The 20,593-nt window shown below is 69.1% G+C and carries 18 protein-coding genes; 8 read left to right on the top strand and 10 right to left on the bottom strand.

What is annotated here, in order from left to right; genetic code table 11:
- Window positions 1-47 precede the first annotated feature (47 nt).
- Window positions 48-2,558: a TonB-dependent receptor gene (locus ACF8O7_RS06325; RefSeq protein ID WP_126313104.1), complete on the bottom strand. Its 2,511-nt coding sequence runs from the start codon at window positions 2,556-2,558 to the stop codon at window positions 48-50.
- Window positions 2,559-2,729: 171 nt separating this feature from the next.
- Window positions 2,730-3,926 carry an MFS transporter gene (locus ACF8O7_RS06320; protein WP_392442781.1) on the bottom strand — a complete coding sequence of 399 codons (1,197 nt, stop codon included), beginning with the start codon at window positions 3,924-3,926 and terminating at the stop codon, window positions 2,730-2,732.
- 95 nt (window positions 3,927-4,021) lie between these two features.
- Between ACF8O7_RS06320 and ACF8O7_RS06315 the strand changes: the two genes are divergently transcribed.
- Complete coding sequence (locus tag ACF8O7_RS06315; RefSeq protein ID WP_012203814.1) at window positions 4,022-4,609, top strand: TetR/AcrR family transcriptional regulator; 588 nt, start codon at window positions 4,022-4,024, stop codon at window positions 4,607-4,609.
- On the opposite strand, the gene ACF8O7_RS06310 is transcribed toward ACF8O7_RS06315, so the two are convergent.
- The gene (locus tag ACF8O7_RS06310; protein WP_392442779.1) at window positions 4,606-5,985 is read right to left on the bottom strand and encodes a PLP-dependent aminotransferase family protein; all 1,380 of its coding nucleotides are present in this window, start codon (window positions 5,983-5,985) and stop codon (window positions 4,606-4,608) included. The genes ACF8O7_RS06315 and ACF8O7_RS06310 overlap by 4 nt on opposite strands.
- A 123-nt stretch (window positions 5,986-6,108) precedes the next feature.
- Between ACF8O7_RS06310 and ACF8O7_RS06305 the strand changes: the two genes are divergently transcribed.
- A complete protein-coding gene (locus tag ACF8O7_RS06305) occupies window positions 6,109-6,972 on the top strand; it encodes a DMT family transporter (protein ID WP_392442777.1) in 864 nt (287 codons plus the stop codon).
- Window positions 6,973-7,049: 77 nt separating this feature from the next.
- Here the strand turns inward: ACF8O7_RS06305 and ACF8O7_RS06300 are convergent, their stop codons facing one another.
- Both ACF8O7_RS06300 and ACF8O7_RS06295 read right to left on the bottom strand, forming a co-directional pair.
- A complete protein-coding gene (locus tag ACF8O7_RS06300) occupies window positions 7,050-7,979 on the bottom strand; it encodes a tripartite tricarboxylate transporter substrate binding protein (RefSeq protein WP_392442774.1) in 930 nt (309 codons plus the stop codon).
- Between the two features lie 3 nt (window positions 7,980-7,982).
- Window positions 7,983-8,912 (bottom strand): LysR family transcriptional regulator, encoded by a 930-nt coding sequence (locus tag ACF8O7_RS06295; protein WP_012203818.1) that lies wholly within the window; start codon window positions 8,910-8,912, stop codon window positions 7,983-7,985.
- Between the two features lie 145 nt (window positions 8,913-9,057).
- On the opposite strand from ACF8O7_RS06295, the gene ACF8O7_RS06290 reads away from it, so the two are divergent.
- Window positions 9,058-10,446: a hypothetical protein gene (locus ACF8O7_RS06290; protein ID WP_392442773.1), complete on the top strand. Its 1,389-nt coding sequence runs from the start codon at window positions 9,058-9,060 to the stop codon at window positions 10,444-10,446.
- A gap of 358 nt (window positions 10,447-10,804) precedes the next feature.
- Here ACF8O7_RS06290 and ACF8O7_RS06285 read toward each other — a convergent pair whose 3' ends face one another.
- The gene (locus tag ACF8O7_RS06285; RefSeq protein ID WP_016450106.1) at window positions 10,805-11,695 is read right to left on the bottom strand and encodes a LysR substrate-binding domain-containing protein; all 891 of its coding nucleotides are present in this window, start codon (window positions 11,693-11,695) and stop codon (window positions 10,805-10,807) included.
- A 64-nt stretch (window positions 11,696-11,759) separates the two neighbouring features.
- Window positions 11,760-12,158, bottom strand: a complete 399-nt coding sequence (locus tag ACF8O7_RS06280) for a hypothetical protein (RefSeq protein WP_074923653.1) — start codon at window positions 12,156-12,158, stop codon at window positions 11,760-11,762.
- 713 nt (window positions 12,159-12,871) lie between these two features.
- Here ACF8O7_RS06280 and ACF8O7_RS06275 point away from each other — a divergent pair.
- The gene (locus ACF8O7_RS06275; protein ID WP_279493151.1) at window positions 12,872-14,950 is read left to right on the top strand and encodes a bifunctional 2',3'-cyclic-nucleotide 2'-phosphodiesterase/3'-nucleotidase; all 2,079 of its coding nucleotides are present in this window, start codon (window positions 12,872-12,874) and stop codon (window positions 14,948-14,950) included.
- Between the two features lie 100 nt (window positions 14,951-15,050).
- Here the strand turns inward: ACF8O7_RS06275 and ACF8O7_RS06270 are convergent, their stop codons facing one another.
- The gene (locus ACF8O7_RS06270; protein ID WP_392442770.1) at window positions 15,051-15,659 is read right to left on the bottom strand and encodes a PaaI family thioesterase; all 609 of its coding nucleotides are present in this window, start codon (window positions 15,657-15,659) and stop codon (window positions 15,051-15,053) included.
- Window positions 15,660-15,764: 105 nt separating this feature from the next.
- Here ACF8O7_RS06270 and ACF8O7_RS06265 point away from each other — a divergent pair, with 105 nt between their 5' ends.
- Both ACF8O7_RS06265 and ACF8O7_RS06260 read left to right on the top strand, forming a co-directional pair.
- The gene (locus tag ACF8O7_RS06265; RefSeq protein WP_026062732.1) at window positions 15,765-16,238 is read left to right on the top strand and encodes a MarR family transcriptional regulator; all 474 of its coding nucleotides are present in this window, start codon (window positions 15,765-15,767) and stop codon (window positions 16,236-16,238) included.
- A gap of 35 nt (window positions 16,239-16,273) precedes the next feature.
- Complete coding sequence (locus tag ACF8O7_RS06260) at window positions 16,274-17,557, top strand: MFS transporter (RefSeq protein ID WP_017406746.1); 1,284 nt, start codon at window positions 16,274-16,276, stop codon at window positions 17,555-17,557.
- Between the two features lie 30 nt (window positions 17,558-17,587).
- Here the strand turns inward: ACF8O7_RS06260 and ACF8O7_RS06255 are convergent, their stop codons facing one another.
- Together ACF8O7_RS06255 and radC are read right to left on the bottom strand one after the other, a co-directional pair.
- Window positions 17,588-18,247 carry a Smr/MutS family protein gene (locus tag ACF8O7_RS06255; protein ID WP_013803859.1) on the bottom strand — a complete coding sequence of 220 codons (660 nt, stop codon included), beginning with the start codon at window positions 18,245-18,247 and terminating at the stop codon, window positions 17,588-17,590.
- Between the two features lie 62 nt (window positions 18,248-18,309).
- Window positions 18,310-18,990: a DNA repair protein RadC gene (radC, locus tag ACF8O7_RS06250; RefSeq protein ID WP_160853355.1), complete on the bottom strand. Its 681-nt coding sequence runs from the start codon at window positions 18,988-18,990 to the stop codon at window positions 18,310-18,312.
- Window positions 18,991-19,087: 97 nt separating this feature from the next.
- On the opposite strand from radC, the gene ACF8O7_RS06245 reads away from it, so the two are divergent.
- Together ACF8O7_RS06245 and ispH are read left to right on the top strand one after the other, a co-directional pair.
- Window positions 19,088-19,558: a peptidylprolyl isomerase gene (locus tag ACF8O7_RS06245; protein WP_016450099.1), complete on the top strand. Its 471-nt coding sequence runs from the start codon at window positions 19,088-19,090 to the stop codon at window positions 19,556-19,558.
- Between the two features lies 1 nt (window position 19,559).
- A complete protein-coding gene (gene ispH, locus ACF8O7_RS06240) occupies window positions 19,560-20,558 on the top strand; it encodes a 4-hydroxy-3-methylbut-2-enyl diphosphate reductase (RefSeq protein ID WP_016454293.1) in 999 nt (332 codons plus the stop codon).
- Window positions 20,559-20,593 lie beyond the last annotated feature (35 nt).

Raw genomic sequence — 20,593 nt, 5'->3', positions numbered from 1 at the left:
AAAGCCGGGAAGAAAAGCCGGGAGGGGAGGGCAGGCCGGCCGTGGCCCTAGAAGCGCGCGCGCAGCGACACCGTCACGTTGCGCGGATCGCCGTAGTAGTTGTTGAAGTAGGTGCTGTTGGGCGAGAACTTGGCGTAGTAGCGCTTGTCCAGCAGGTTGCTCACGTTCAGCTGCAGCGAGTAGGTGTCGTCCAGGCGGTAGGCCAGCAGCGCGTCAAAAAGCGCATAGCCACCCTGGCGGGTGGTGACATCGCCCACGCTGGCGTAGGCATCGCTTTGCAGCCGCACGCCGGCACCTGCGGTCCATCCCTGCAAGGGCCCCTTGAAGCGGTGGCTGGCAAACAGGCGCAGCGCATGGCGCGGGTCCACGGGCCGCAGCGGCTGGCCCACGTTGGCCTCGGAGGCGTCGCGCAGGTACCTGGCGTGGGTGTAGGTGTAGCCGGCCAGCACCTGCCAGCCTGGCGCGGGCTCGCCGGACAGCTCCAGCTCCCAGCCCTGGCTGCGGCTCTTGCCGCCGGCCATGAAGCAGTGGCTGGTCGGGTAGTACGGCAGGCAGGGCATGGCCGATGCCGTGTCCTGCATGGCGCTGCCCACGCGCTGGATGCGGAACAATGACACGCTGGCCTGCAGCCGGCCGTCCATGAAACTGCCCTTGAGCCCGGCCTCCAGGTCCTCGCCCCGGGCGGGCGCCAGGATGCTGCCATCGGCGGCCTTCTTGTCCTGGGGGCTGAAGATCTCGCTGTAGCTGGCATAGGCGTCGAGCGTGTCCGACAGCGCATGCACCAGGCCCGCATAGGGCGTCAGCTCGCGGCGCACGCTGTAGCCGCTTTGGGCATTGCCGGGCTCGAGATAGCTCCACCAGCTCAGGCGCGCGCCGGCAATGGCGGTGAGCGAGTCGGTCAGCGACAGCCGGGCCCGCGCGAATCCGCCGTACTGGTGGATGTGGGACACGGGCGATGAATAGGCGTTGCCGTTGCCCTCGCTGTAGAACGGCTCGGGGTAGCTGGTGTATGGATTCCAGCCGCGGATGTCCACATTGCGCAGCGGGCTCACGCCCCAGTAGCCCGTGGCGCCCGTGCTGCGGATGCGCTGCAGGTCGGCGCCCAGCGACAGCTCGTGCCTGCGGCCCAGGGCCTCGAAGGGGCCGCTGGCCAGCAGGCTCAGCGCGTTCTGCGTGCTGCCGTCGCCGCCATAGATGGAGGTGCTCACGTCGAACAGGTAGGGATTGCTGTCGCTGGCCCTGGAAAACGAGGTCTGCTTGAACCCGTCCGACCGAAACCGCGTGTGCGCCGCCTGGGCCTTCAGTTGCCAGCCGCTGTCCAGCCGGTGCTCCAGCTCGGCAAAGGCCTGCTGGTTGTGGCGGTCCCAGGTATTCCAGGGCGTGCCCAGGTAGGTGCTGCGCGGCAGGCCGAGCTGGCTGCCGTCGGCGGCGGCAGGCAGGCCGCCCCAGGAGCCCGTGGCCTGCAGGTCCGTGTGCTGCAGGCCGGCGGTGAGCGTGGTGCGCGGCCCCAGGTCCGCCTCCAGCACGCCGTACAGGCCCAGGCGCTTTTCCTTGCGCGCGGTCTGGAACGATGCCTTGTCGTCCGCCAGCGCCACCAGCCGGCCGCGCAGCGTGCCGGCTGCGTTCAGAGGGCCGGACAGGTCGGCCTCCATGCGCTGGCGGTCCCAGGAACCCAGCGTCAGCGCGGCTGAGCCCTGCCATTGCGCCGTGGGCCGCTTGCGCACCATGTTCACCATGGCCGAGGGCGAGCCCGCGCCACGCAGCAGGCCCGTGGCGCCGCGCAGCACCTCCACGCGGTCCAGCATGGCCATGTCGGGCTGGATGAAGGTGGAGGCCGAGGCCACCTGGTTCACATTGAGCCCGTCCACCTGCAGCGAATCGATCTGGTAGCCGCGCGAGTAATAGGCGATGCGCTCGCTGTCGATGTACTCCACCGTCACGCCCGGCGTGTGCTGCAGCACGGCATGCAGGTCGGGCAGGGCCTGCTCGTCCAGCCACTGGCGCGTGAGCACGGTCACGGGCTGCGGGATGTCGCGCACCGACTGAAGCCCCTTGTAGCCCGTGACCAGGCTGGCGGCATAGCTGTCCGAGGTTTCGGTCGTTGCACTGGCCGGCGCCGTGGCCCGGACGTTGACGGTGCCCAGCATCTGGCCGCCCGTGCCCGAGGCCGCCGCTGGCAGGGGCCGCAGCGTATAGACGCCGCCGGACTCGTGCACGGCCTGCAGCGCCGTGCCCTGCAGCAGCCTCGCAAAACCATCGTCCACGGCATAGCGGCCCTGCAGGCCCGGAGACTGCCGCCGACCCAGTTGGGCCGCATCGAACGAGAGCGCCACACCGGCCTGGTTGGCGTACTGGGCGATCACATGCGCGAGAGGTCCGGCCGCAACGGAAAAGCTGCGCTGCGCCGCCTGGGCTGACGACGCCGCCCGGGAGGGTGCCGGCGCCGCAGCGGCCAGCAGCAGCGCGATTGCCAGCAGCATGGCGCTGCCCCTGGACGCACGCCACCCCGGGGCGGCGGGGCAGCCGTGCTGGGGCTGTCGGGAGTGCGGGCGTGGCATGGTGGCTGGGAAAAGTGGCGTGACTCCCCGTATGCCGAACAAGCCATGCCCATCCTGCAAGTTCGGCTGGACTTTTTTTGCGCTGCCGCTGAGATTTTCTCCCTTATTTCCCGTTGATCACCAGGTGGGGTAAGGCTGGATTGCTATGGTTTTATTTTTACAGCCAACGCATCAGGACGCCACCACCGGCCTGGGCTGGCGCGTCCCCGCCAGCGCCAGGCCCGCGAACAGCATCAGCATCAGGCCGTAGGCATAGGTGACCGGCAACAGGCCGAAGCGCGCGGCGGCCATGCCCGCCGCGATGGCCGGCATGCTGAACGCCAGGTAGCTGGCGATGTAGATGGCCGAGATCAGGGCGCCGCGCTCGTGCGGCTCGGCCAGCGGGATCACGCTGCGCAGCGCGCCCTGGAAGCCCACGCCGAAGCCCGCGCCCGCCACCACCGAGGCACCCAGCACCAGGGGCAGGCTTTGCAGATGGGCGCCGACCAGCAGCAGGGCCACCCCGGCCAGCAGGCCGCTGCCGCCGAACTGCAGCATGGCGCGCGGCGCGCGGCTGCGCAGCGTCCAGATGGCGGCGGCGGCGCTCAGCGTGTTGATGCACACGGCAAAGCTGGCGGCGATCTCCGAGCCCGTGACCGAGCGGATCATCGACGGGCCCAGCGACAGGTAAAAGCCCCCCAGCGCCCACACCGTGATGCTCATGGGCAGCACGCGCATGAAGTCGGCCCGGGCCTGGCCCGGAATGCGCACGCGGGGGCGCATGGCGGCCAGTGCGCCGGGGCGGCGCGCGCCCGTCTCGGGCAGCACGGCCATGGCGGCGGCCACGGCCACGAAGATCAGCGCCATGAGCCAGAACACCAGGCCCAGCTGCTGGCGCCACAGCTGCGCGAACTCGCCCGCCACGACAATGCCCGCCGCCATGCCGACCATGGGCGCCATGGTGCTCACCAGCGTGCCGCGCTCGCGGTGCAGGTCCAGCAGCGCCGCGCCCATGGCCGCACTGGCCATGCCGGTGGCAAAGCCCTGCAGCACGCGCGCCAGCACCAGGGCCTGAACGTCGCCCGCGCGGGCGAACACCGCCAGCGAGACGATCTCCAGCACCAGCGCCGCCAGGATCACGGGCTTGCGGCCCAGGTGGTCCGACAGCGCGCCCGTGGTGAGCAGGGCCAGCAGCAGGCTCAGCGCATAGACCGCGAAGACCAGGGTCAGCATGCCCGAGGAAAAGCCCCAGTCCTGCTGGTAGAGCCGGTACAGCGGCGTGGGCGCGCTGGAGGCCGCGAAGAAGCTGCCCAGGCCGAATGCCAGGACGGCCAGGCTGCGGCCGGGCCGGGCAGCGGGAGTGGAGTTGGATGGTTGCAGTACCGACATGGTTAAGAGCCCTGCTGCACAATTAATGCAAAGTTTTTGCGTTAGCGAATTCTGCGCTTGTGCGCTGCTAACGCAAATTTTTAGCTTTAATAACCATGAGCACGCAAGTCCCATCCCTTTCCAAAACAGGCGGTCCCGCCCGTCCCGGCGGACGCAGCGCGCGCATCCAGGCCACGGTCTACCAGACCGTCAAGGGCCTGCTGGAAACCATGCCGCGCGAGGAACTGAGCTTTCCGCTCATCGCCGCCCAGGCGGGCGTGACGCCGTCCACCCTCTACCGGCGCTGGGGCGACATACAGCAGCTGCTGGCCGATGTGGCCGTGGAAATCATCCGGCCCACGGCGCCGCCGCTGGACACGGGCACGCTGGAGGGCGATCTGCTGGCCTGGGCCGAGCAGTTCCTGGAGGAATCGGCCTCGCCGCTGGGCCGCACCATGCTGCGCGACATGGCCGCCGCAGCGGGCAACGAGCACACGCCCTGCGCCTGCGTGGAAATCCTGCGCGGGCAACTGGCGCAGATCGGCGAGCGCGCAGCGCGGCGTGGCGAGGCGATGCCCGCTGCGGACACCCTGATCGACGCGCTGGCCGCGCCCATCGTCTACCGCGTGCTGTTCGACCTGCCGCCGTCCCTGGAACACGTGCAGGCACGGGTGCGCGGCCTGCTGCAGGCTGAAACGGCCTAGCCCTTCAGCGCCCGCGCCAGCACCTCGAAGATCCGCGCATCCGAGCACTGCGCCACATTGAAGCGCAGGAAATCGCCTGCGCTCTGCGACTGGCTGAAGGCATTGCCGGGCGCCAGCACCACGCCATCTTCCAGGCAGGTGCGCGCAAGCGCCGTGGCATCCATGCCCCCGGGCAACTGGCACCACAGGAACATGCCGGCCTGCGGCACCAGCCAGGGCTTCATGCCCAGGGCCTGCAGCCGCGCGGCCGTGCGTTCCATCTCCTGCGCCAGCCGCAGCCGCACGGACTCCATGTGCCTGCGGTAGCCGCTGTCGGTCAGCGTGCGCAGCACGATGTCGGCGGCCATGCGCCCGCCGCCGAAGTTGGTGGCGATCTTCAGGTCCGCCAGGTCCTGCGTCCAGTCGGGCCGCGCCGCGATGAAGCCGCAGCGCAGCGAGGCCGACACCGTCTTGGAGAAGCTGCCGATCTGGATCACGCGCGACAGGCCGTCGAAGGCCGCCAGCCGGGGCGCCGCATGGGTCTCCAGGTCGCAGAAGATGTCGTCCTCCACGATCACCAGGTCCGAGCTGTCGGCCAGCTTCAGGATGCGGTGCGCCACCAGTGGCGACAGCGTGGCGCCCGTCGGGTTGTGGATGGCCGAGTTGGTGATGTACAGGCGTGGCGAGTGGGCCTGCAGCGCGTCGGCGAACCGTGCCACGTCGGGCCCCTGCGGCGTGTAGGGCACGCTCACGGCCTGCACGCGGTGCGCCTTGAGGAGCGCATGGAAATTGAAATAGCAGGGGTCGTCGATCAGCACCGTATCGCCGGGCTCCAGCAGGAAACGGCAGACCAGGTCGATGGAGTGCGTGCCAGACTCCGTCAGCAGGATCTGCTCGGGCGAGGTCTCCAGCCCCATGGCGGCCATGCGCCGCGCCAGCAGGCGGCGCAGTGCCGGGTGGCCCAGCGGCGTTGCGTACTCCGTCAGCTCCAGCGTGCCCGAGCGCGCCAGGGAGCGCAGCGCGCGGCGCACGCCTTCCTCGTACAGCCATGAAGGCGGCAGCCAGCCGCAGCCCGGCTTGAGCGCGTGGGCATCTGCCTGCAGCGACTGGCGGGCCAGCCACAGGGGGTCGACCTCCCTGTCCACGCGCGGCCCGATACCGCCCAGCGCCAGCGGTGCCACCGGCCCCGCCACATAAAAGCCCGAGCCCGGGCGCGAGACGATCACCCCCTCGGCCGCCAGCCGCTCATAGGCCTCCACCACCGTGGACACCGACACCTGCATGGCCTGCGCCTGCGCGCGCACCGAGGGCAGGCGCGTGCCGGGCAGGCAGGTGCGCGCGGCGATGCGCGACTGGATGTCCTCCATCACCGCCTGGATGCGTGTGCCGCTGCGCATGGCTGCTCTTTCTTCTGTAGTGGTTTTGTGTGCATAACAGTTCTTTTGAATTGTATTGGACTGTCTATGGAAGATCCGGCCGTGCAATGGCCCACTGCCTGCTGCAAACCAAGGAGCTTTTTGATGGACAAGACAAGCAGCGGGTGGATCAACGGATTCATCGGCGTGGCGATCTTTGCGGGATCGCTGCCGGCCACCCGCGTGGCGGTCGCCGACCTGGACCCCACCTTCCTGACCTGTGCGCGCGCCAGCATCGCGGCATTGCTGGCCCTGGCCGTGCTGCTGGCGCTGCGCCAGCCCCGGCCCGCGCGTGCCGACATGCCTTCGCTGGCGCTGAGCGCGCTGGGCGGCGTGGTGGGCTTTCCGCTGCTGACCGCGCTGGCGCTGCAGTACGTCACCTCGGCGCATTCCATCGTCTTCGTGGGCCTGCTGCCCCTGTCCACGGCCGTGTTCGCCGTGCTGCGCGGCGGCGAGCGCCCGCGCCCGGCCTTCTGGCTGTTCTCGCTGGCGGGCGCGGCCTTCGTGGCCGGCTATGCGGCCGTGGGCGGGGCCGGGGGCTCGCTGCGCGGCGACCTGCTGATGCTGGCTGCCATCATCGTCTGCGGCCTGGGCTATGCCGAGGGCGCGCGCCTGTCGCGCACGCTGGGCGGCTGGCAGGTCATCAGCTGGTCGCTGGTGCTGGCCCTGCCCGTCATGCTGCCGGCCGCCCTGCTCAGCATGCCGGCATCGCTGGCCGATGTGGGCCGGCCCGCATGGCTGGGCCTGGCCTATGTCTCGCTGTTCAGCATGCTCATCGGCTTTGTGTTCTGGTACCGGGGCCTGGCCCAGGGCGGCATTGCGGCCGTGGGCCAGATCCAGCTGCTGCAGCCCTTCATGGGCCTGGGCCTGGCGGCCCTGCTGCTGCATGAACAGGTGAGCTGGGGCATGGTTCTGGTCACCATGGCCGCCGTGGTCTGCGTGGCCGGGGCCAAGAAGTACGCGCGCTGAGCCCGTCCGGCGTGGTGCAGGGCGTGGTGCGGGAGCGTGGTGCGGGAGCGTGGTGCGGGGGGAGCGATGCAGGGCGGTCAGCGCCCGGCCTCGCGCATCACCTGCTGCGCGAACTCTGCGGCCGAACCCTCGAACGGCTGGTTGCTGGCCGCCTCCAGCCGGCTGCGGATGGCCGGCGCGCGCAGCGCCTGGGCCACCGCGGCATTGATGCGCTGGGCCAGCGCTGGCGCCATCTGCGGCGGCGCGAACAGGCCGAACAGCGAATCCAGATTGGCCTGCGCATGGCCCAGCTGCGCCAGCGTGGGCACATCGGGCAGGGCTGCCAGCCGCTGCGGCGCGCCCACGGCCAGGGCCTTGAGGCGGCCCGCGCGCAGCGCCTGCAGCTGCAGCGGCGCCACATTGGTGGATAGCAGCTCGAAATGCCCGGCCAGCGCATCGTTGAGCTGCTGGCCCCCGCCCTTGTAGGGCACATGCACGATGGGAATGCGCGTGGCCTGCTCTATGCGCTGCAGCACGGCGTGGCCCGTCGTGCCCTCGCCCGTGGTGGCCCAGCGTATACCGCCGGGCATGCTGCGCGCCTCGGCCAGCATGCCCTCGAAATCTGCGGCCTTCAGCGCCGGCGTGCCCACCAGCAGCATGGGCGTGCGCATCACGCCGGCCACGGGCGTCACGGAGGCTGCGGCCAGGCCCACGGCGGTGGCGGCGGCAAAGACCAGGGTGCGGCCGTCGGGCGCGCTGCGCGCCAGCAGCTCCAGCGCCACGGTGCCGCTGGCGCCGGGGCGGTTGTCCACGATCACGGCCGTGCCCCATTGCTGCGCCAGTTGCTCGGCCAGGGCGCGGGCCACCATGTCGCTGACACCGCCTGCGGGGTAGGCCACCACGATCCGCACGCTGGCGCCCGGCCAGGCGGGCCGGGCCGGCCATGCCTGGGCGGGCCAGGCCAGCGCGCAGGCGCCCGCCGCCAGCAGGGCGCGCCGGCCGGTATCGGTGCCTTGCGGTGCCCGCATGCCTCAGCCGCCCGGCGCCTGGTGGCGCTGCGCCAGCTCGCGCGCCAGGGCGATGAAGGTGGCCGCGGGTCCTGCGCCGCCGGTTTCCGTGCCGGCCTCGCGGTGCACCAGGGTGAGCGGGGCGCTCAGCCGCACGGCGGGCTCGAAGGCACGGTAGACCACGGCCTCGGGATGGGCGCCGCGCACCGAGGCCGGCACGATGGACAGGCCCACGCCCGCCGCCACCAGGTTCACATTGGTCATCATGCGTTCCACCTCGGCGGCCACCTCCACCTGTACCTTGTGCCGGGCGCACAGCGCCAGCAGGTTCGCATACAGCCCCGGCGCGCCCGTGCGCCGCACAAGGATCAGGCGCTCGCCATCGAGCTGCCTGAGCGCCACGGGCCGCGATGCATCGCGCGCCAGCCTATGGTCCACGGGAATGGCCAGCAGCGCGGGCTCCTGCAGCAGCGTCTCGAACACCAGGCCTTCGGGCCGGGCCACCGGCACGCGCAGAAAGCCGCAGTGCATGCGCCCGGCCTGCACGGCTTCGGTGATCTCGGCGGCATTGTTCTCGCTCACATCCAGCGCAATGTCGGGATGGCGGCCACGGCACAGGCGCAGCACCTCGGGCGTGAAGGCATGGGCCGCCGCCGAGCTGGTGAAGCCCACATGGATGCGCCCGCGCTCGCCGCGCGCAAAGGCCTGCATGCGGTCGCGCATGGCGGTGAAGTCGGCCAGCAGCCGCGTGGCCTCGCCCTGCAGCTCCAGGCCCGCGTCGGTCAGGTCCACGCCCTTGGGGTGGCGCCGGAACAGGGCAATGCCCAGCTCCTCCTCCAGCGCGCGGATCTGCTGCGACAGCGGCGGCTGCTGCATGCCCAGCAGCTCGGCCGCGCGCGTGATGTGGCCGGTATCGGCCACGGCCAGGAAGTAACGGAGATGGCGCAGTTCCATATATGTGAAAAGTATCCAGCCAATATCCTAAAAATCTTTGAAATATTGGACAAGCCTCTACAGAATCCCATCCAGTCACCGATGCGACCGCTTGCCGCGGCGCGGCAGGTGACTTCCAACAAGAAGCCAAGACAGGAGACAAGACATGCAAGCATCCGCGTATTTCCCCCTGCGTCCCGCCAGCGCCTCGCTGCTGGCCGCGCTCGCCCTGGCTGGCTGCGGCGGCGGCTCGGCCGTGCTGCACGGGCCGGTCACCTCCATCGAGACCGCGCCCAAGAGCACGGCCTGCCCTGCCGAGATTCCTGCGGGCGTCAGCTGCTGGGCCGGGCAGGACTCCAAGGGCGCCTACTACCTGATCGCCAAGCCCGCGCAGTGGAACGGCACCCTGGTGCTGCACGCCCACGGCGGCCCGGACCTGGCCGCGCCCACCGCCGCCCGTGCGGCCGAAGACCTGGTGCGCTGGTCCATCATGGTGCGCGCAGGCTACGCCTGGGCCGGCTCCACCTACCGCCAGGGCGGCGTGGAAGTGCGGGCCGCCGCAGAGGACACGGAGCGCCTGCGCGGCATCTTCCGCCAGCATGTGGCCAAGCCGCAGCGCACCATCCTGCACGGCCAGTCCTGGGGTGCGGGCGTGGCCGCCAAGGGCGCGGAAATGTTCAACGAGCAGACCGTGGGCGAGCGCCCCTACGACGGCGTGCTGCTCACCAGCGGCGTGCTGGGCGGCGGCACCCATGCCTACGACTTCCGCACCGACCTGCGCGTGGTCTACCAGTACCTGTGCGCCAACCACCCGCGCCCCAATGAGCCGCAGTACGCGCTCAACCTGGGCCTGCCCGCAGACGCCAAGATGCGCCAGGCCGACGTGGCCCTGCGCGTGAACGAATGCCTGGCGCTGGACAAGCCCGCCGCCCAGCGCACGGCCGCGCAGCAGGCGAAGATCGACACCATCACCAAGGTCATCAAGATCCCCGAAAGCGCCATCCAGTCGCACATGAACTGGGGCACCATGCACTTCCAGGACATCTCGGCCAAGCGCACGGGCGGCGCCAGCCCCTTCGGCAACGAGGGTGCGGTCTATGCGGGCTCGGCCGACGATGCCGCGCTCAATGCCGGCGTGCTGCGCTACCGCGCCGACCCTGCGGCCTACCGCAAGTTCGCCGATGACACCGACCCCGTGGGCAAGATTGGCGTGCCGGTCCTCTCGGCCAAGTGGATCAGCGACCCCACGGCCTTCGTGGAGCTGGATGCGCGGTTTCGTGCGGTGATGCAGCAGGGCGGCAGTGGAGACCGGCTGGTGCAGACCTTTACGCGGCAGGGGACGCACAGCTATATCAGCGATGCGACCTATCCCACCTTGATGACTGCGTTGATGCAGTGGGTGGAGGCGGGGGTGAAGCCGACTGCGGCTGGGATTGCTGCGGCCTGTTCTGCTAATGAGGCCAAGTTTGGGGTGGGGTGTAGTTTTGATGCGGCTTATGTGCCGGCTGCGTTGGGGGCTCGGGTGCCTGAGAGGCAGCGGCCTTCTGTGCAGTGAGCTGGTTTTTGACCCTGCCGGGGGGTGTTTTTTCGAGGCCGGGTTTCGGCCCGGCGGCCGACCTCCTTTTCTTTGATTCGTCACCGGTACGCCCGCCGAAGAAAAGGAGGCAAAAGAAAGACGACCCGGATGTCCGCGGCCCCTTCGCTTCGCTGCGGGGCAACCTGCGCCGTGGCGGTTGCGGGGTTCGCCGTGAAACTCACTTCGCGCTGCGCGCTCCGTTCAGACAACTGCGGCGAGTCAGATGACGAAGCAGTCCTGTCCTTCGGCAGGACTGCAACCCCGCAGGCGGACCGACGCAGGCGCTGACATACGGGGAGTTTGCTCGGGCCTTTGCTGCGCTCGGCCTGGGGTTTTTTTAGCGGGGCATGTTGGTTCTGGTGGCGGGGGCCAGTTGCGCCGCGAACTCGCGCGCGGCCGCGCTGTAGCTGGCGCCTCGGCGCCACAGCAGGCCGGCGGTGCGGATGAGCTGGGGGGCGACCAGGTGGATGGCCACCATGTCCGTGGCCTGCTGGGCAGCGCGCTCGGGGACGATGGTGGCCATGTCGCCCCAGCGGCACAGCGCGATCAGCGATTCCACCGAGCCCATTTCCGCGCGCAGCAAGGGCGTGACGCCTGCGGTGCGCAGGCCGTCCTCAATCAGGCTGCGCGTGTAGAACGTGCGCGGCAGCAGGGCCAGGGGCACGCCGGCCAGCGACTTGACGGACAGCGTGCGGCGCCCGGCCAGTGGATGCGAGGGGTTGACCAGCAGCATCATGCGTTCGTCGAACAGCGGCAGCGCGTCCAGCTCGGCGCGCTGGGGCGGGTGAAAGCTCACGCCCAGGTCCAGGCTGCCGTCCAGCAATCCCTGCTCCACGGGCGGGGCCAGCAGCTCGATCACCACCACGTTGACCTTGGGATAGGCACGCATGAAAGCCGCCACGGCCGGGGCGACCAGGGTGTTGAGGAAGGTGGGAATCACGCCGATGGTCAGCGTGCCGGTCTGCAGCTCGCTGAGGTCGGCCAGCGCCATGCGCCCGGCCTCCACCTCATGCAGCGCACGCTCCGCATAGTTGCGGAACACCACGCCGGCCTGCGACAGCTTCAGCCCCCGGCCAATGCGCTCGAACAGCGCCATGCCCAACTCCTCCTCCAACTGCCGCAGCCCATGCGAGAGCGTGGACTGCGTGACATAGAGGTTCCTGGCCGATGTCGTCAGGTGCTCGGTCTTGGCGATATCGACAAAGTAGCGCAGCTGGCGCAGTTCCATGGGTGAAGGCAAGGGGGTGTTCGGCGGGCCAGTTTCTCACAGAGATACGGGCGCGCCGCACAGTTCACTCGCCGTCGTCCTGGTCCACGAACTCCACCAGCTCCGGCAGCATCTCCAGCTGCTGGATAGCATCCTTGAGCCGCAGGCCAAAGCGTGATTCCGGCCGCCCGAAGGCGCCCTGCGCCAGCCGCAGCGCCGCTGTTGCCTTGATCCACTCCACCTCGAAGGCATAGCGGTCCGCATGCTGCTGGACACTCATGCGCTTGATGTGCTCCAGCGCCAGCTCCACGGCGCAGTCCACATCGACTTCGCTGTCGTCCCTGTCGGGATCGTCGACCATCAGTTCGATCAACTGCTGCAGCGTGCTGTGCACCAGGCCCAGCGAGGCGTGCATGGCCTGCCGCCAGGTGGGAAGAAAAGGTGGTTGGGGAGGGGCCGCCTGAGCGGCGGTGAGAGGGTGCATGTCTTGGTTCCTGTATGAATCAAGAGAACCACACGCCACCGTACGACGGGCAACGGGTGGACGGGATGTTCGTAACACGTATACAGACGTGCGGCCATCCTTGCGGGTAAGCCCATCCCGTCCAAAACCGTTGGAGACGGACGCGTGACGACGCATCTGCCCCAGGAATCTGGACATGACAAAGCCCCCTTCAAGGTGGGGGCCGCACCTCTGTATTGGTGTTACGACACACCAAGCCTTTCGGCCTGCCGCAAGTTTAACGGCTGCGTATCAAGAAACCAGGCCGAGCGCAGCGAAGGCCCGAGCAAGCTCCCCGTATGTCAGCGCCTGCGTCGGGCCGCCTGCGGGGTTGCAGTCCTGCCGAAGGACAGGACTGCTTCGTGATCTGACTCGCTGCGGTTGTCTGAGCGGAGTTCACGCAGTGAACGCAGCGAGTTCCGCAGCGAACCCCGCAGGTGGCCCGACGCAGGTTGCCCCGCAGCGAAGCGAAGGGGTCGCGGACATCCGGGTCGCCTTTGCTTTGCCTACTTTCCTTTGGCGAAACAAAGGAAAGTAGGTCGGCCGCCGGGCCGAAACCCGGCCTCGAAAAACAACCCCCCGGCAGGGACAAAAAACAGCACCTGACCAAGACCAGACCAGAACAGACCAGCTGTCACACCCCTGTAAACCCCCACCAACAAACTCCCCCCCTTCACCACCCCCACAAAAACCACATGCCGCTGAGCAACCTCCCCACATTGCAATCCCTGCTCCTGTCCCGCCGCCTGGCGCTGAGCGTCCTGGCCAGCGCCGCGCTGGTGGCCGCCTGCGGTGGCAGCGACAGCAACGACAGCGCGACGCCCCCGGTGGCCAGCCAGCCCGCGACGGCCACGCTGGCCGTGCTGGAGACCACGGATCTGCACTTCAATGTGCGCAGCTATGACTATTTCAAGCTGGCCGAGGATGCCTCCTACGGCTTCGAGCGCACGGCCACGCTGGTGCGCGCGGCGCGCAAGGAGTTTGCCAATACGCTGCTGGTGGACAACGGCGACACCATCCAGGGCACGGCCCTGGCCGATTACGAGGCCGAGGTGGCCAAGATCCCCTGCACGCAGCAGCTGTCCATGTACAAGGCCATGGGCGCGCTGGGCTTCGATGCGGGCACGCTGGGCAACCATGAGTTCAACTACGGCCTGCCCTTCCTGAACCAGGTGCTGGGCGGCGGCCTGGACGTGGACGGCGTGGACAAGTCGGTCAAGTGCGCGGGCAATGGCTTTCCCATGGCGCTGTCGAATGTCTACAGCAGCAAGACCAAGCAGCCGCTGGTGCAGCCCTACGTGATTCTGGAGCGCAAGATCGCGGCCAAGGACAAGGATGGCAAGGCGGTGGAGCTGCCCATCAAGATCGGCGTGATCGGCTTCACCACGCCGGGCATCATGAACTGGGACAAGCGCTATCTGGAGGGCAAGCTCTACACCGAAGGTGCCGTGGAGTCCGCCCAGAAGTACCTGCCCGAGATGCGCGCCAAGGGCGCCGACGTGGTGGTGGCCATGCTGCACGGCGGCCTGGACGGCGCGGCCTACTCGCCGACGATGGAAAACCCCGGCCTGCACCTGAGCAAGGTGGCCGGCATCGACGCCATGGTCATGGGCCACCAGCACGGCGTTTTCCCCGATGCGGCGGCTACGCCGGCGTTCACGCAGGCGGGCGTGGACAACAAGGCGGGCACCATCAACGGCGTGCAGTCGGTGATGGCCAGTTCCTGGGGCAAGGCGCTGGGCGTGATCCAGCTGGCGCTGAAGTGGGACGGCAAGCAGTGGAGCGTGGACAAGAGCGCGGGCAAGAGCGAGCTGCGCAATATCCAGACCGGCAAGGACGCTGCAGGCAAGGCCACCTACGTGGCCGTGGACCCGACGGTGGCGCCGCTGATCGAGAGCCAGCACCAGGCCGCCATCCAGTACGTGAAGACGCCCATCGGCAGCACGGACTTCCGCATGAGCACGCTGTTCGCCGATGTGGGCGACCCGGGCGCCATCCAGATCGTCAACCAGGCGCAGCGCGACTATGTGGCCGACTATGTGAAGGCCAGCCTGCCGCAGTACGCGCAGCTGCCCGTGCTGTCGGTGAGCGCGCCGTTCAAGTCGGGCTTCCAGGGCGGCGCCGACTACACCGACGTGGCCGTGGGCCCGCTGGCCATCTACAACGCGGCCGACCTGTACCTGTACCCCAACACCGTGTATGCGGTGAAGGTGAATGGCGCCGACATCAAGGACTGGCTGGAGGCCGCTGCCAAGCGCTTCAACCAGATAGATCCGGCCAAGACGGGTGAGCAGCAGCTGATCAGCACCTTCCCGGGCTACAACTTCGACATGTTCACCACGGCCGATGTGCAGTACGAGATCGACGTGACCCAGCCCGTGGGCAGCCGCATCAGGAACCTGCAGTACCTGGGCAAGGCCATCGACCCGGCGCAGGAGTTCGTGATCGCCACGAACAACTACCGCGCCACCAGCGGCAAGAGCTTCATCGCCAAGCTCGACGGCTCCAGCGCCATCTGGGCCTCGCCGGACGCCAACCGCGACGTGGTGATCGGCTACGTGCGCAAGAACGGCAGCATCACGCGCGCTGCCAATGGCGCGGCCAAGAGCTGGCGCTTCACCAAGGTGGCCACCTCGGCCAACGTGGTGTTCAGCTCCGGCGCCAACGCGCTGCCGGTGGCACAGGCGGCGGGCCTGGCCAACATCTCGCTGGTGGCGGCCGATGACGGCTCGGGCAAGGGCACGTCCAAGTACCGCCTGGATCTGTCGAAGTAAGCCGGACCGGCCATCAAAAAGCCCCGTGCCTGGCGCACGGGGCTTTTTGCATTGGTGGCGGCTTTCTGCGTGTTGAGCGGGTTGAGCTTGTTCAGCGTGCTCACCGAGCAGGAGGCATCTCGAACACCAGGCAGGTGGTCGTGGCATGGGCGTAGAGCGTGCCGTCGGGGCCGACCAGGCGCGCCTCGGCCGTGGCCAGCTGGCGGCCGCAGTGCAGCACGCGGCCTTCGGCGCGCACGCGCGGCACGCGCGGGGTCAGTGCCTTGACCAGGTTCACGCCCAGCTCGGCCGTGGTGTAGCCCCGGCCCGGCGGCATGCAGGTGTGGACGGCGCAGCCCAGCGCCGAGTCCAGCAAGGTGGCGAACCAGCCGCCGTGCACCGTGCCCATGGGGTTGAGATGGTTGGCGCCGGGGCGGCCCTGGAAGACGGCGCTGCCTTCGCCCACGGAAATCAGCATGAAGTCCAGCGTGCGTGCAATGGGCGGGTAGGGCAGTTCGCCGCGCAGCATGGCCTGCATCAGCTCCAGCCCGCTGCGGCCTGCGACCTGGTCGGGGCGCGACACGCCTGCGCCGGGGCCGGCGTCCAGCCGGAGGGTGACCGCCTGTTCCTCGTCCAGCCAGGCTTGCAGGGCAGGGGAGATGGCACCGGTGGTGGCGCTGGAGGTGAGGCTGCGGGCGGCCTGCTCCGGGGAGTGGGTGCGGGTGTCCATGGAGTGTCTCTCTTTCATTGGGAAAAGTGCGGGCGCCAGGCTGTCTGGGATGGCGGCGTGGATATTATTGTATCTACAACAGTTGTATATACAATAATCTGCGCCATGCCAGTGAATCCAGACATCCTCGCCGTGCCCCAGGGCTGCACCAACCACCGCGTGCGCCAGCTCATGCGCAGCGTGGGCCAGGTGTACGACGCCCATCTGAACGAGACGGGGCTGCGCATCACGCAGTACTCGCTGCTCAGCCACGTGCTGGCCGCCAGTCCGGTGCGGCCCTCGGACCTGGCGCGGCGCATGCGCATGGACGCCTCGACGCTGACGCGCAACCTCAAGCCGCTGATCGACGCCGGCTGGGTGTCCATGGGCCAGGGCGAGGACCAGCGCAGCCGCCTGGTGCACATCACCGACGCGGGCCAGGCCAAGCGCGAAGAGGCCAAGCAAAGCTGGAAGACCGCACAGAACGAGTTCAACGCCCGCGTGGGCCTGGAGCGCGTGGCGGCCCTGCATGCGCTGATCGACGAATGCCTGGTGCTGCTCGATGGCGATGGCCACGCTGCAGACGGCCCGCAGGCGTAGGCCCTACCGAATTCCCAACCCCCGAAGAGACTCCCATGCTCTCCAACTCCACGGCGCGCTGGCTGCAGCGGCGCGGCATCCACTACGGCTGGCTGGTCGCGGCCATCACTTTCCTCACCATGCTGACCATGTCGGCGGCGCTGGGCCTGCCGGGCGCCATGCTGCAGCCGCTGTCGCGCGAGTTCGGCTGGAGTACGGAGCAGATTTCGAGCAGCCTGGCGCTGCGCTTTGCGCTGTTCGGCCTGCTGGGGCCGTTTGCGGCCGTGATGATGGAGCGCTTCGGCCTGCGTGCCGTGATGTGCATGGGCCTGGCCCTGGTGGGCGGCGCCATGGCGATGGTGACGCAGGCCACGCAGCTGTGGCATCTGTTTTTGCTGTGGAGCCTGCTGCTGGGCATGGGCACGGGCCTGACGGCGCTGGTGCTGGGCGCCGTGGTGGCCAACCGCTGGTTTGCGGCGCGGCGGGGCCTGGTCATCGGCGTGCTTACGGCCAGTGCGGCCACGGGGCAGCTGGCCTTCCTGCCGCTGGCCGCCTGGATGATCGAGCACTGGGGCTGGCGCTCGGCCACGGTGCCGGTGTTCGTGGCCAGTGCCTTGATTGCCGTGCTGGCCCTGCTGTTCGTGCGGGACCGGCCTTCGGACCTGGGCCTGGCGCCCTTTGGCGGCGATGCCTCGGCCCCGCCGCCGCCGGCCATGGCCATGAACTTCGGCACGCCCTTCAAGGTGCTGGCCGAGGCCGCGCGCAACCGCACCTTCTGGCTGCTGGCGGGCACCTTCTTCATCTGCGGCCTGTCCACCAACGGCCTGGTGCAGACGCACTTCATCTCGCTGTGCGGCGACAACGGCATGGGCGCGGTGCCCGCCGCGTCGGTGCTGGCCATGATGGGGGCCTTCGACTTCGTGGGCACCGTGCTGTCGGGCTGGCTGTCGGACCGCTACGACAACCGCAAGCTGCTGTTCTGGTACTACGGGCTGCGCGGCCTGTCGCTGTTCTGGCTGCCGCATTCGGAGTTCACCTTCTACGGCCTGGGCCTGTTCGCCATGTTCTACGGGCTGGACTGGATCGCCACGGTGCCGCCCACGGTCAAGCTCACGGCCCAGCATTTCGGGCCGCAGAAGGTGGGGCTGGTGTTCGGCTGGATCTTCGCGGCCCACCAGCTGGGCGCGGCCGCCGCTGCCTGGGGCGCAGGCCTGACGCGCACTTTGCTGCTGACCTATACGCCCGCGCTGTATGCGGCCGGCCTGGCCTGCCTGGTGGCGGCGGTGATGGCGCTGGTGATAGGGCGGGCGCGCAAGGCGGCGGCGGTGGCCGCGGCCTGAGCCCCATCACCGCTCACGCCATCCACGCCCTCAGTACAGCTGGCGCTTGCCTGGCTGCAGCAGGACGACCAGGGCGCCCGCGCCACCTTCGGCCGGGCGGGCCTGCACAAAGGCCAGCACTTCCTTTTTCTGCACCAGCCAGCGCAGCACGCGGCCCTTGAGCACGGGGGTCTTGCCCGGCGAGCCCAGGCCCTTGCCGTGCACCACGCGCACGCAGCGTATGCCGGTGCGGTGGGACAGGCGGATGAACTGGCCCAGCGCCTCGCGCGCCTCGTCCACGCGCAGGCCGTGCAGGTCCAGCTGGCGCTGGATGCTCCACTGGCCGGCGCGCAGCTTGTGCGTCACGTCCAGGCCGATGCCGGGGCGCCGGAAGCTGAGCTGGTCGTCGGTGTCCAGCAGGGTGCTGACGTCGAACTCGTCGCTCATGGCCTCCTGCAGCACGCGCTGCTCGTCCAGCTCCAGCTGCAGGGGCAGCGGCTCGGGGGGCTCGGGGGCGTGGAGGTGGCGGGCGTGCGCGGACTTGAGCGCATGCACCGGGCCCACGGTGTTTTCGAACAGCTTTTGCTCGGCCAGGAGGCGGCGCGCCGCCTCGGCGCGCTGCTGCTGGAGCAGGGCCTCTTGGGCGGCGGCTTCGGCCAGTGCGCGGCGCACTGGCGCGAGGTCCTGCAGGCTGGTGGCTTTCAAAGTCATGGTGACGCCGGTTGTACCGCAATTTCGGCACCCCGGCGGCCATGGCGGGCCCAGCCGGGGTCCTACAGCATCCCCTGGCCCGCCATGGACAGCGCGGCGCCCGGCGCGACGATCACATGGTCCAGCACCTGGATGTCCATCAGGCCCAGGGCAGCCTGCAGGCTCTGCGTGACGGCCCTGTCCGCAGCGCTGGCCTGGACATGGCCGCTGGGGTGGTTGTGGGCCAGGATGACGGCACCCGCGTGGTGGTGCAGGGCGCGCAGCACCACTTCCCGGGGGTAGACGCTGGTGCGCGTGAGCGTGCCGCGGAACATCTCCTCCAGCGCGATCAGCCGGTGCTGGCTGTCCAGGAACAGCACGGCGAACACCTCGTGCTGGCGTGCCGCCAGGTGCAGCTGCAGGTAGCGCGCCACGGCCTCGGGCGAGGCCAGGGCAGGGCGCTCGCGCAGTTGCTCGGCCGTGGCGCGGCGCGCCAGTTCGAGCACGGCCAGGAGTTGTGCGCTCTTGGAAGGCCCCAGCCCCTTGATGGCCTTCAGGTCGGCATGCCCGGCCTGCAGCAGCCCGGACAGGCCGGGCCGGCCGGGCAGCTGCAGCAGTTCCTGGGCCAGCTGCAGCACGCCCTTGCCGGCCATGCCGGTGCGCAGCACGATGGCCAGCAGTTCGATGTCGGAAAGCGCCGAGGGGCCGTGTGCCGCGAGCCTTTCGCGCGGCTGGGCCTGGGCGGGCAGGTCTTTGAGAGCCATGGTTCAGCCAGGTGAGGGGCGCCGCAGGGGCACCGTTGCACGGGGCGTGGGGACATGGATGTTTTTCTACAATACGGGCCAGTTTATCGGGACTTCCATGACCTCTAGCGCTTCTTCCCCGGCCCACCCCACGGTCCAGGCCGGCTCGTTCCTCACGCTGCACTACCGCCTGTCCGGGCCTGCAGGCGATGTGATCAACACCTTCAACGACAAGCCCGCCACGCTGTCCCTGGGCGCGGGCGAGCTGTCGCCCGCCGTCGAGCAGCGCCTGCTGGGCCTGGCCGAAGGCACGCGCACCACGTTCGAGATGCCGGCCGGCGAAGCCTTCGGCGAGCGCAACGGCGACATGATGCAGTGGGTGGCGCGCAAGCTGATGAACGAGCTGGGCGACCCGCACGAGCAGTACGCGCCCGGCGACGTGGTGCAGTTCCCCACGCCCGACGGCCTGGGCAGCTACGCGGGCGCCGTGGTGCAGGTGCGCGAGGACGGCGCCGTGCTGTTCGACTTCAACCACCCGCTGGCCGGCCAGCCGGTGACCTTCGAAGTGCAGATCATCGGGGTGCTCTGAGGTGCCGGATACGACCTCGCCCCAGGAAATCCTGCTGGCCGAGCCCCGGGGCTTCTGTGCCGGCGTGGACCGCGCCATCGAGATCGTGGAGCGTGCGCTGGCCAAGTTCGGCGCGCCCATCTACGTGCGCCACGAGATCGTGCACAACACCTTCGTGGTCAACGATCTCAAGGCCAAGGGAGCGATCTTCATCGAGGAGCTGGACGACGTGCCGCCCGGCGCCACCCTGGTGTTCAGCGCCCACGGCGTGAGCCGGGCGGTGCAGGAAGAGGCGCGGCGGCGCGGTTTCTCCATCTTCGACGCCACCTGCCCGCTGGTGACCAAGGTGCATGTGGAAGTGGCCAAGCTGGCCAAGGAAGGCTACGAGTTCCTGATGATCGGCCACAAGGGGCATCCCGAGGTCGAGGGCACCATGGGCCAGCTGTCCGAGGGCATCCACCTGGTCGAGGACGAGGCCGATGTGGCACGTGTCACTCCCCGCCAGACCGAGAAGCTGGCCGTGGTCACGCAGACCACGCTGTCGGTGGACGATGCCGCAGGCATCACGGCGGCCATCCGCGCCCGCTTTCCGCAGGTGCGCGAGCCCAAGCAGCAGGACATCTGCTATGCCACGCAAAACCGCCAGGACGCCGTCAAGGTGCTGGCGCCGCAGGTGGATGTGCTCATCGTCGTGGGCAGCCCCACCAGCTCCAACAGCAACCGCCTGCGCGAGCTGGCCGCGCGCCTGGGAACGCCCGCCTACATGGTGGACAACGCGGGCGAGCTGTGCGAGGAATGGTTTGCCAATGCCGGGCGCGTGGGCCTGACGGCTGGGGCCTCGGCGCCCGAGGTGCTGGTGGACGAGGTCATCCAGCGCCTGCGCCAGCTGGGCGCGCTGTCGGTGCGCAAGATGGATGGCATCGAGGAGACGGTCAAGTTCCCGCTGCCCAAGGGCCTGAAGATCGACGCGGCTACGGGCCTGGAGATCTCCGTGGGCAAGCAGCCCGAGACGGGCGGCTGAACCGCAGGCGCAGCGGACATTGGCCAAAAAGCAAA

The sequence above is a fragment of the Delftia sp. WSY_16 genome, from assembly GCF_043104415.1.
In the GTDB taxonomy this organism is placed as follows: domain Bacteria; phylum Pseudomonadota; class Gammaproteobacteria; order Burkholderiales; family Burkholderiaceae_C; genus Comamonas; species Comamonas tsuruhatensis.
Note: the sequence above shows the minus strand (reverse complement) of the source record. Positions and strands in the feature narration are given on the sequence as shown.

Excerpts from the sequence above, each read along its gene's own strand:
- ACF8O7_RS06315 (WP_012203814.1), top strand. The coding sequence starts at position 4,022 with ATGAGCACGCAAGTCCCATCCCTTTCCAAAACAGGCGGTCCCGCCCGT.
- ACF8O7_RS06260 (WP_017406746.1), top strand. The coding sequence starts at position 16,274 with ATGCTCTCCAACTCCACGGCGCGCTGGCTGCAGCGGCGCGGCATCCAC.
- ACF8O7_RS06325 (WP_126313104.1), bottom strand. The coding sequence starts at position 2,558 with ATGCCACGCCCGCACTCCCGACAGCCCCAGCACGGCTGCCCCGCCGCC.
- ACF8O7_RS06275 (WP_279493151.1), top strand. The coding sequence starts at position 12,872 with ATGCCGCTGAGCAACCTCCCCACATTGCAATCCCTGCTCCTGTCCCGC.
- ACF8O7_RS06300 (WP_392442774.1), bottom strand. The coding sequence starts at position 7,979 with ATGCGGGCACCGCAAGGCACCGATACCGGCCGGCGCGCCCTGCTGGCG.
- ACF8O7_RS06285 (WP_016450106.1), bottom strand. The coding sequence starts at position 11,695 with ATGGAACTGCGCCAGCTGCGCTACTTTGTCGATATCGCCAAGACCGAG.
- ACF8O7_RS06245 (WP_016450099.1), top strand. The coding sequence starts at position 19,088 with ATGACCTCTAGCGCTTCTTCCCCGGCCCACCCCACGGTCCAGGCCGGC.
- ACF8O7_RS06320 (WP_392442781.1), bottom strand. The coding sequence starts at position 3,926 with ATGTCGGTACTGCAACCATCCAACTCCACTCCCGCTGCCCGGCCCGGC.
- ACF8O7_RS06295 (WP_012203818.1), bottom strand. The coding sequence starts at position 8,912 with ATGGAACTGCGCCATCTCCGTTACTTCCTGGCCGTGGCCGATACCGGC.
- ACF8O7_RS06280 (WP_074923653.1), bottom strand. The coding sequence starts at position 12,158 with ATGCACCCTCTCACCGCCGCTCAGGCGGCCCCTCCCCAACCACCTTTT.
- ACF8O7_RS06265 (WP_026062732.1), top strand. The coding sequence starts at position 15,765 with ATGCCAGTGAATCCAGACATCCTCGCCGTGCCCCAGGGCTGCACCAAC.
- ACF8O7_RS06310 (WP_392442779.1), bottom strand. The coding sequence starts at position 5,985 with ATGCGCAGCGGCACACGCATCCAGGCGGTGATGGAGGACATCCAGTCG.
- radC (WP_160853355.1), bottom strand. The coding sequence starts at position 18,990 with ATGGCTCTCAAAGACCTGCCCGCCCAGGCCCAGCCGCGCGAAAGGCTC.
- ACF8O7_RS06290 (WP_392442773.1), top strand. The coding sequence starts at position 9,058 with ATGCAAGCATCCGCGTATTTCCCCCTGCGTCCCGCCAGCGCCTCGCTG.
- ACF8O7_RS06270 (WP_392442770.1), bottom strand. The coding sequence starts at position 15,659 with ATGGACACCCGCACCCACTCCCCGGAGCAGGCCGCCCGCAGCCTCACC.
- ACF8O7_RS06255 (WP_013803859.1), bottom strand. The coding sequence starts at position 18,247 with ATGACTTTGAAAGCCACCAGCCTGCAGGACCTCGCGCCAGTGCGCCGC.
- ACF8O7_RS06305 (WP_392442777.1), top strand. The coding sequence starts at position 6,109 with ATGGACAAGACAAGCAGCGGGTGGATCAACGGATTCATCGGCGTGGCG.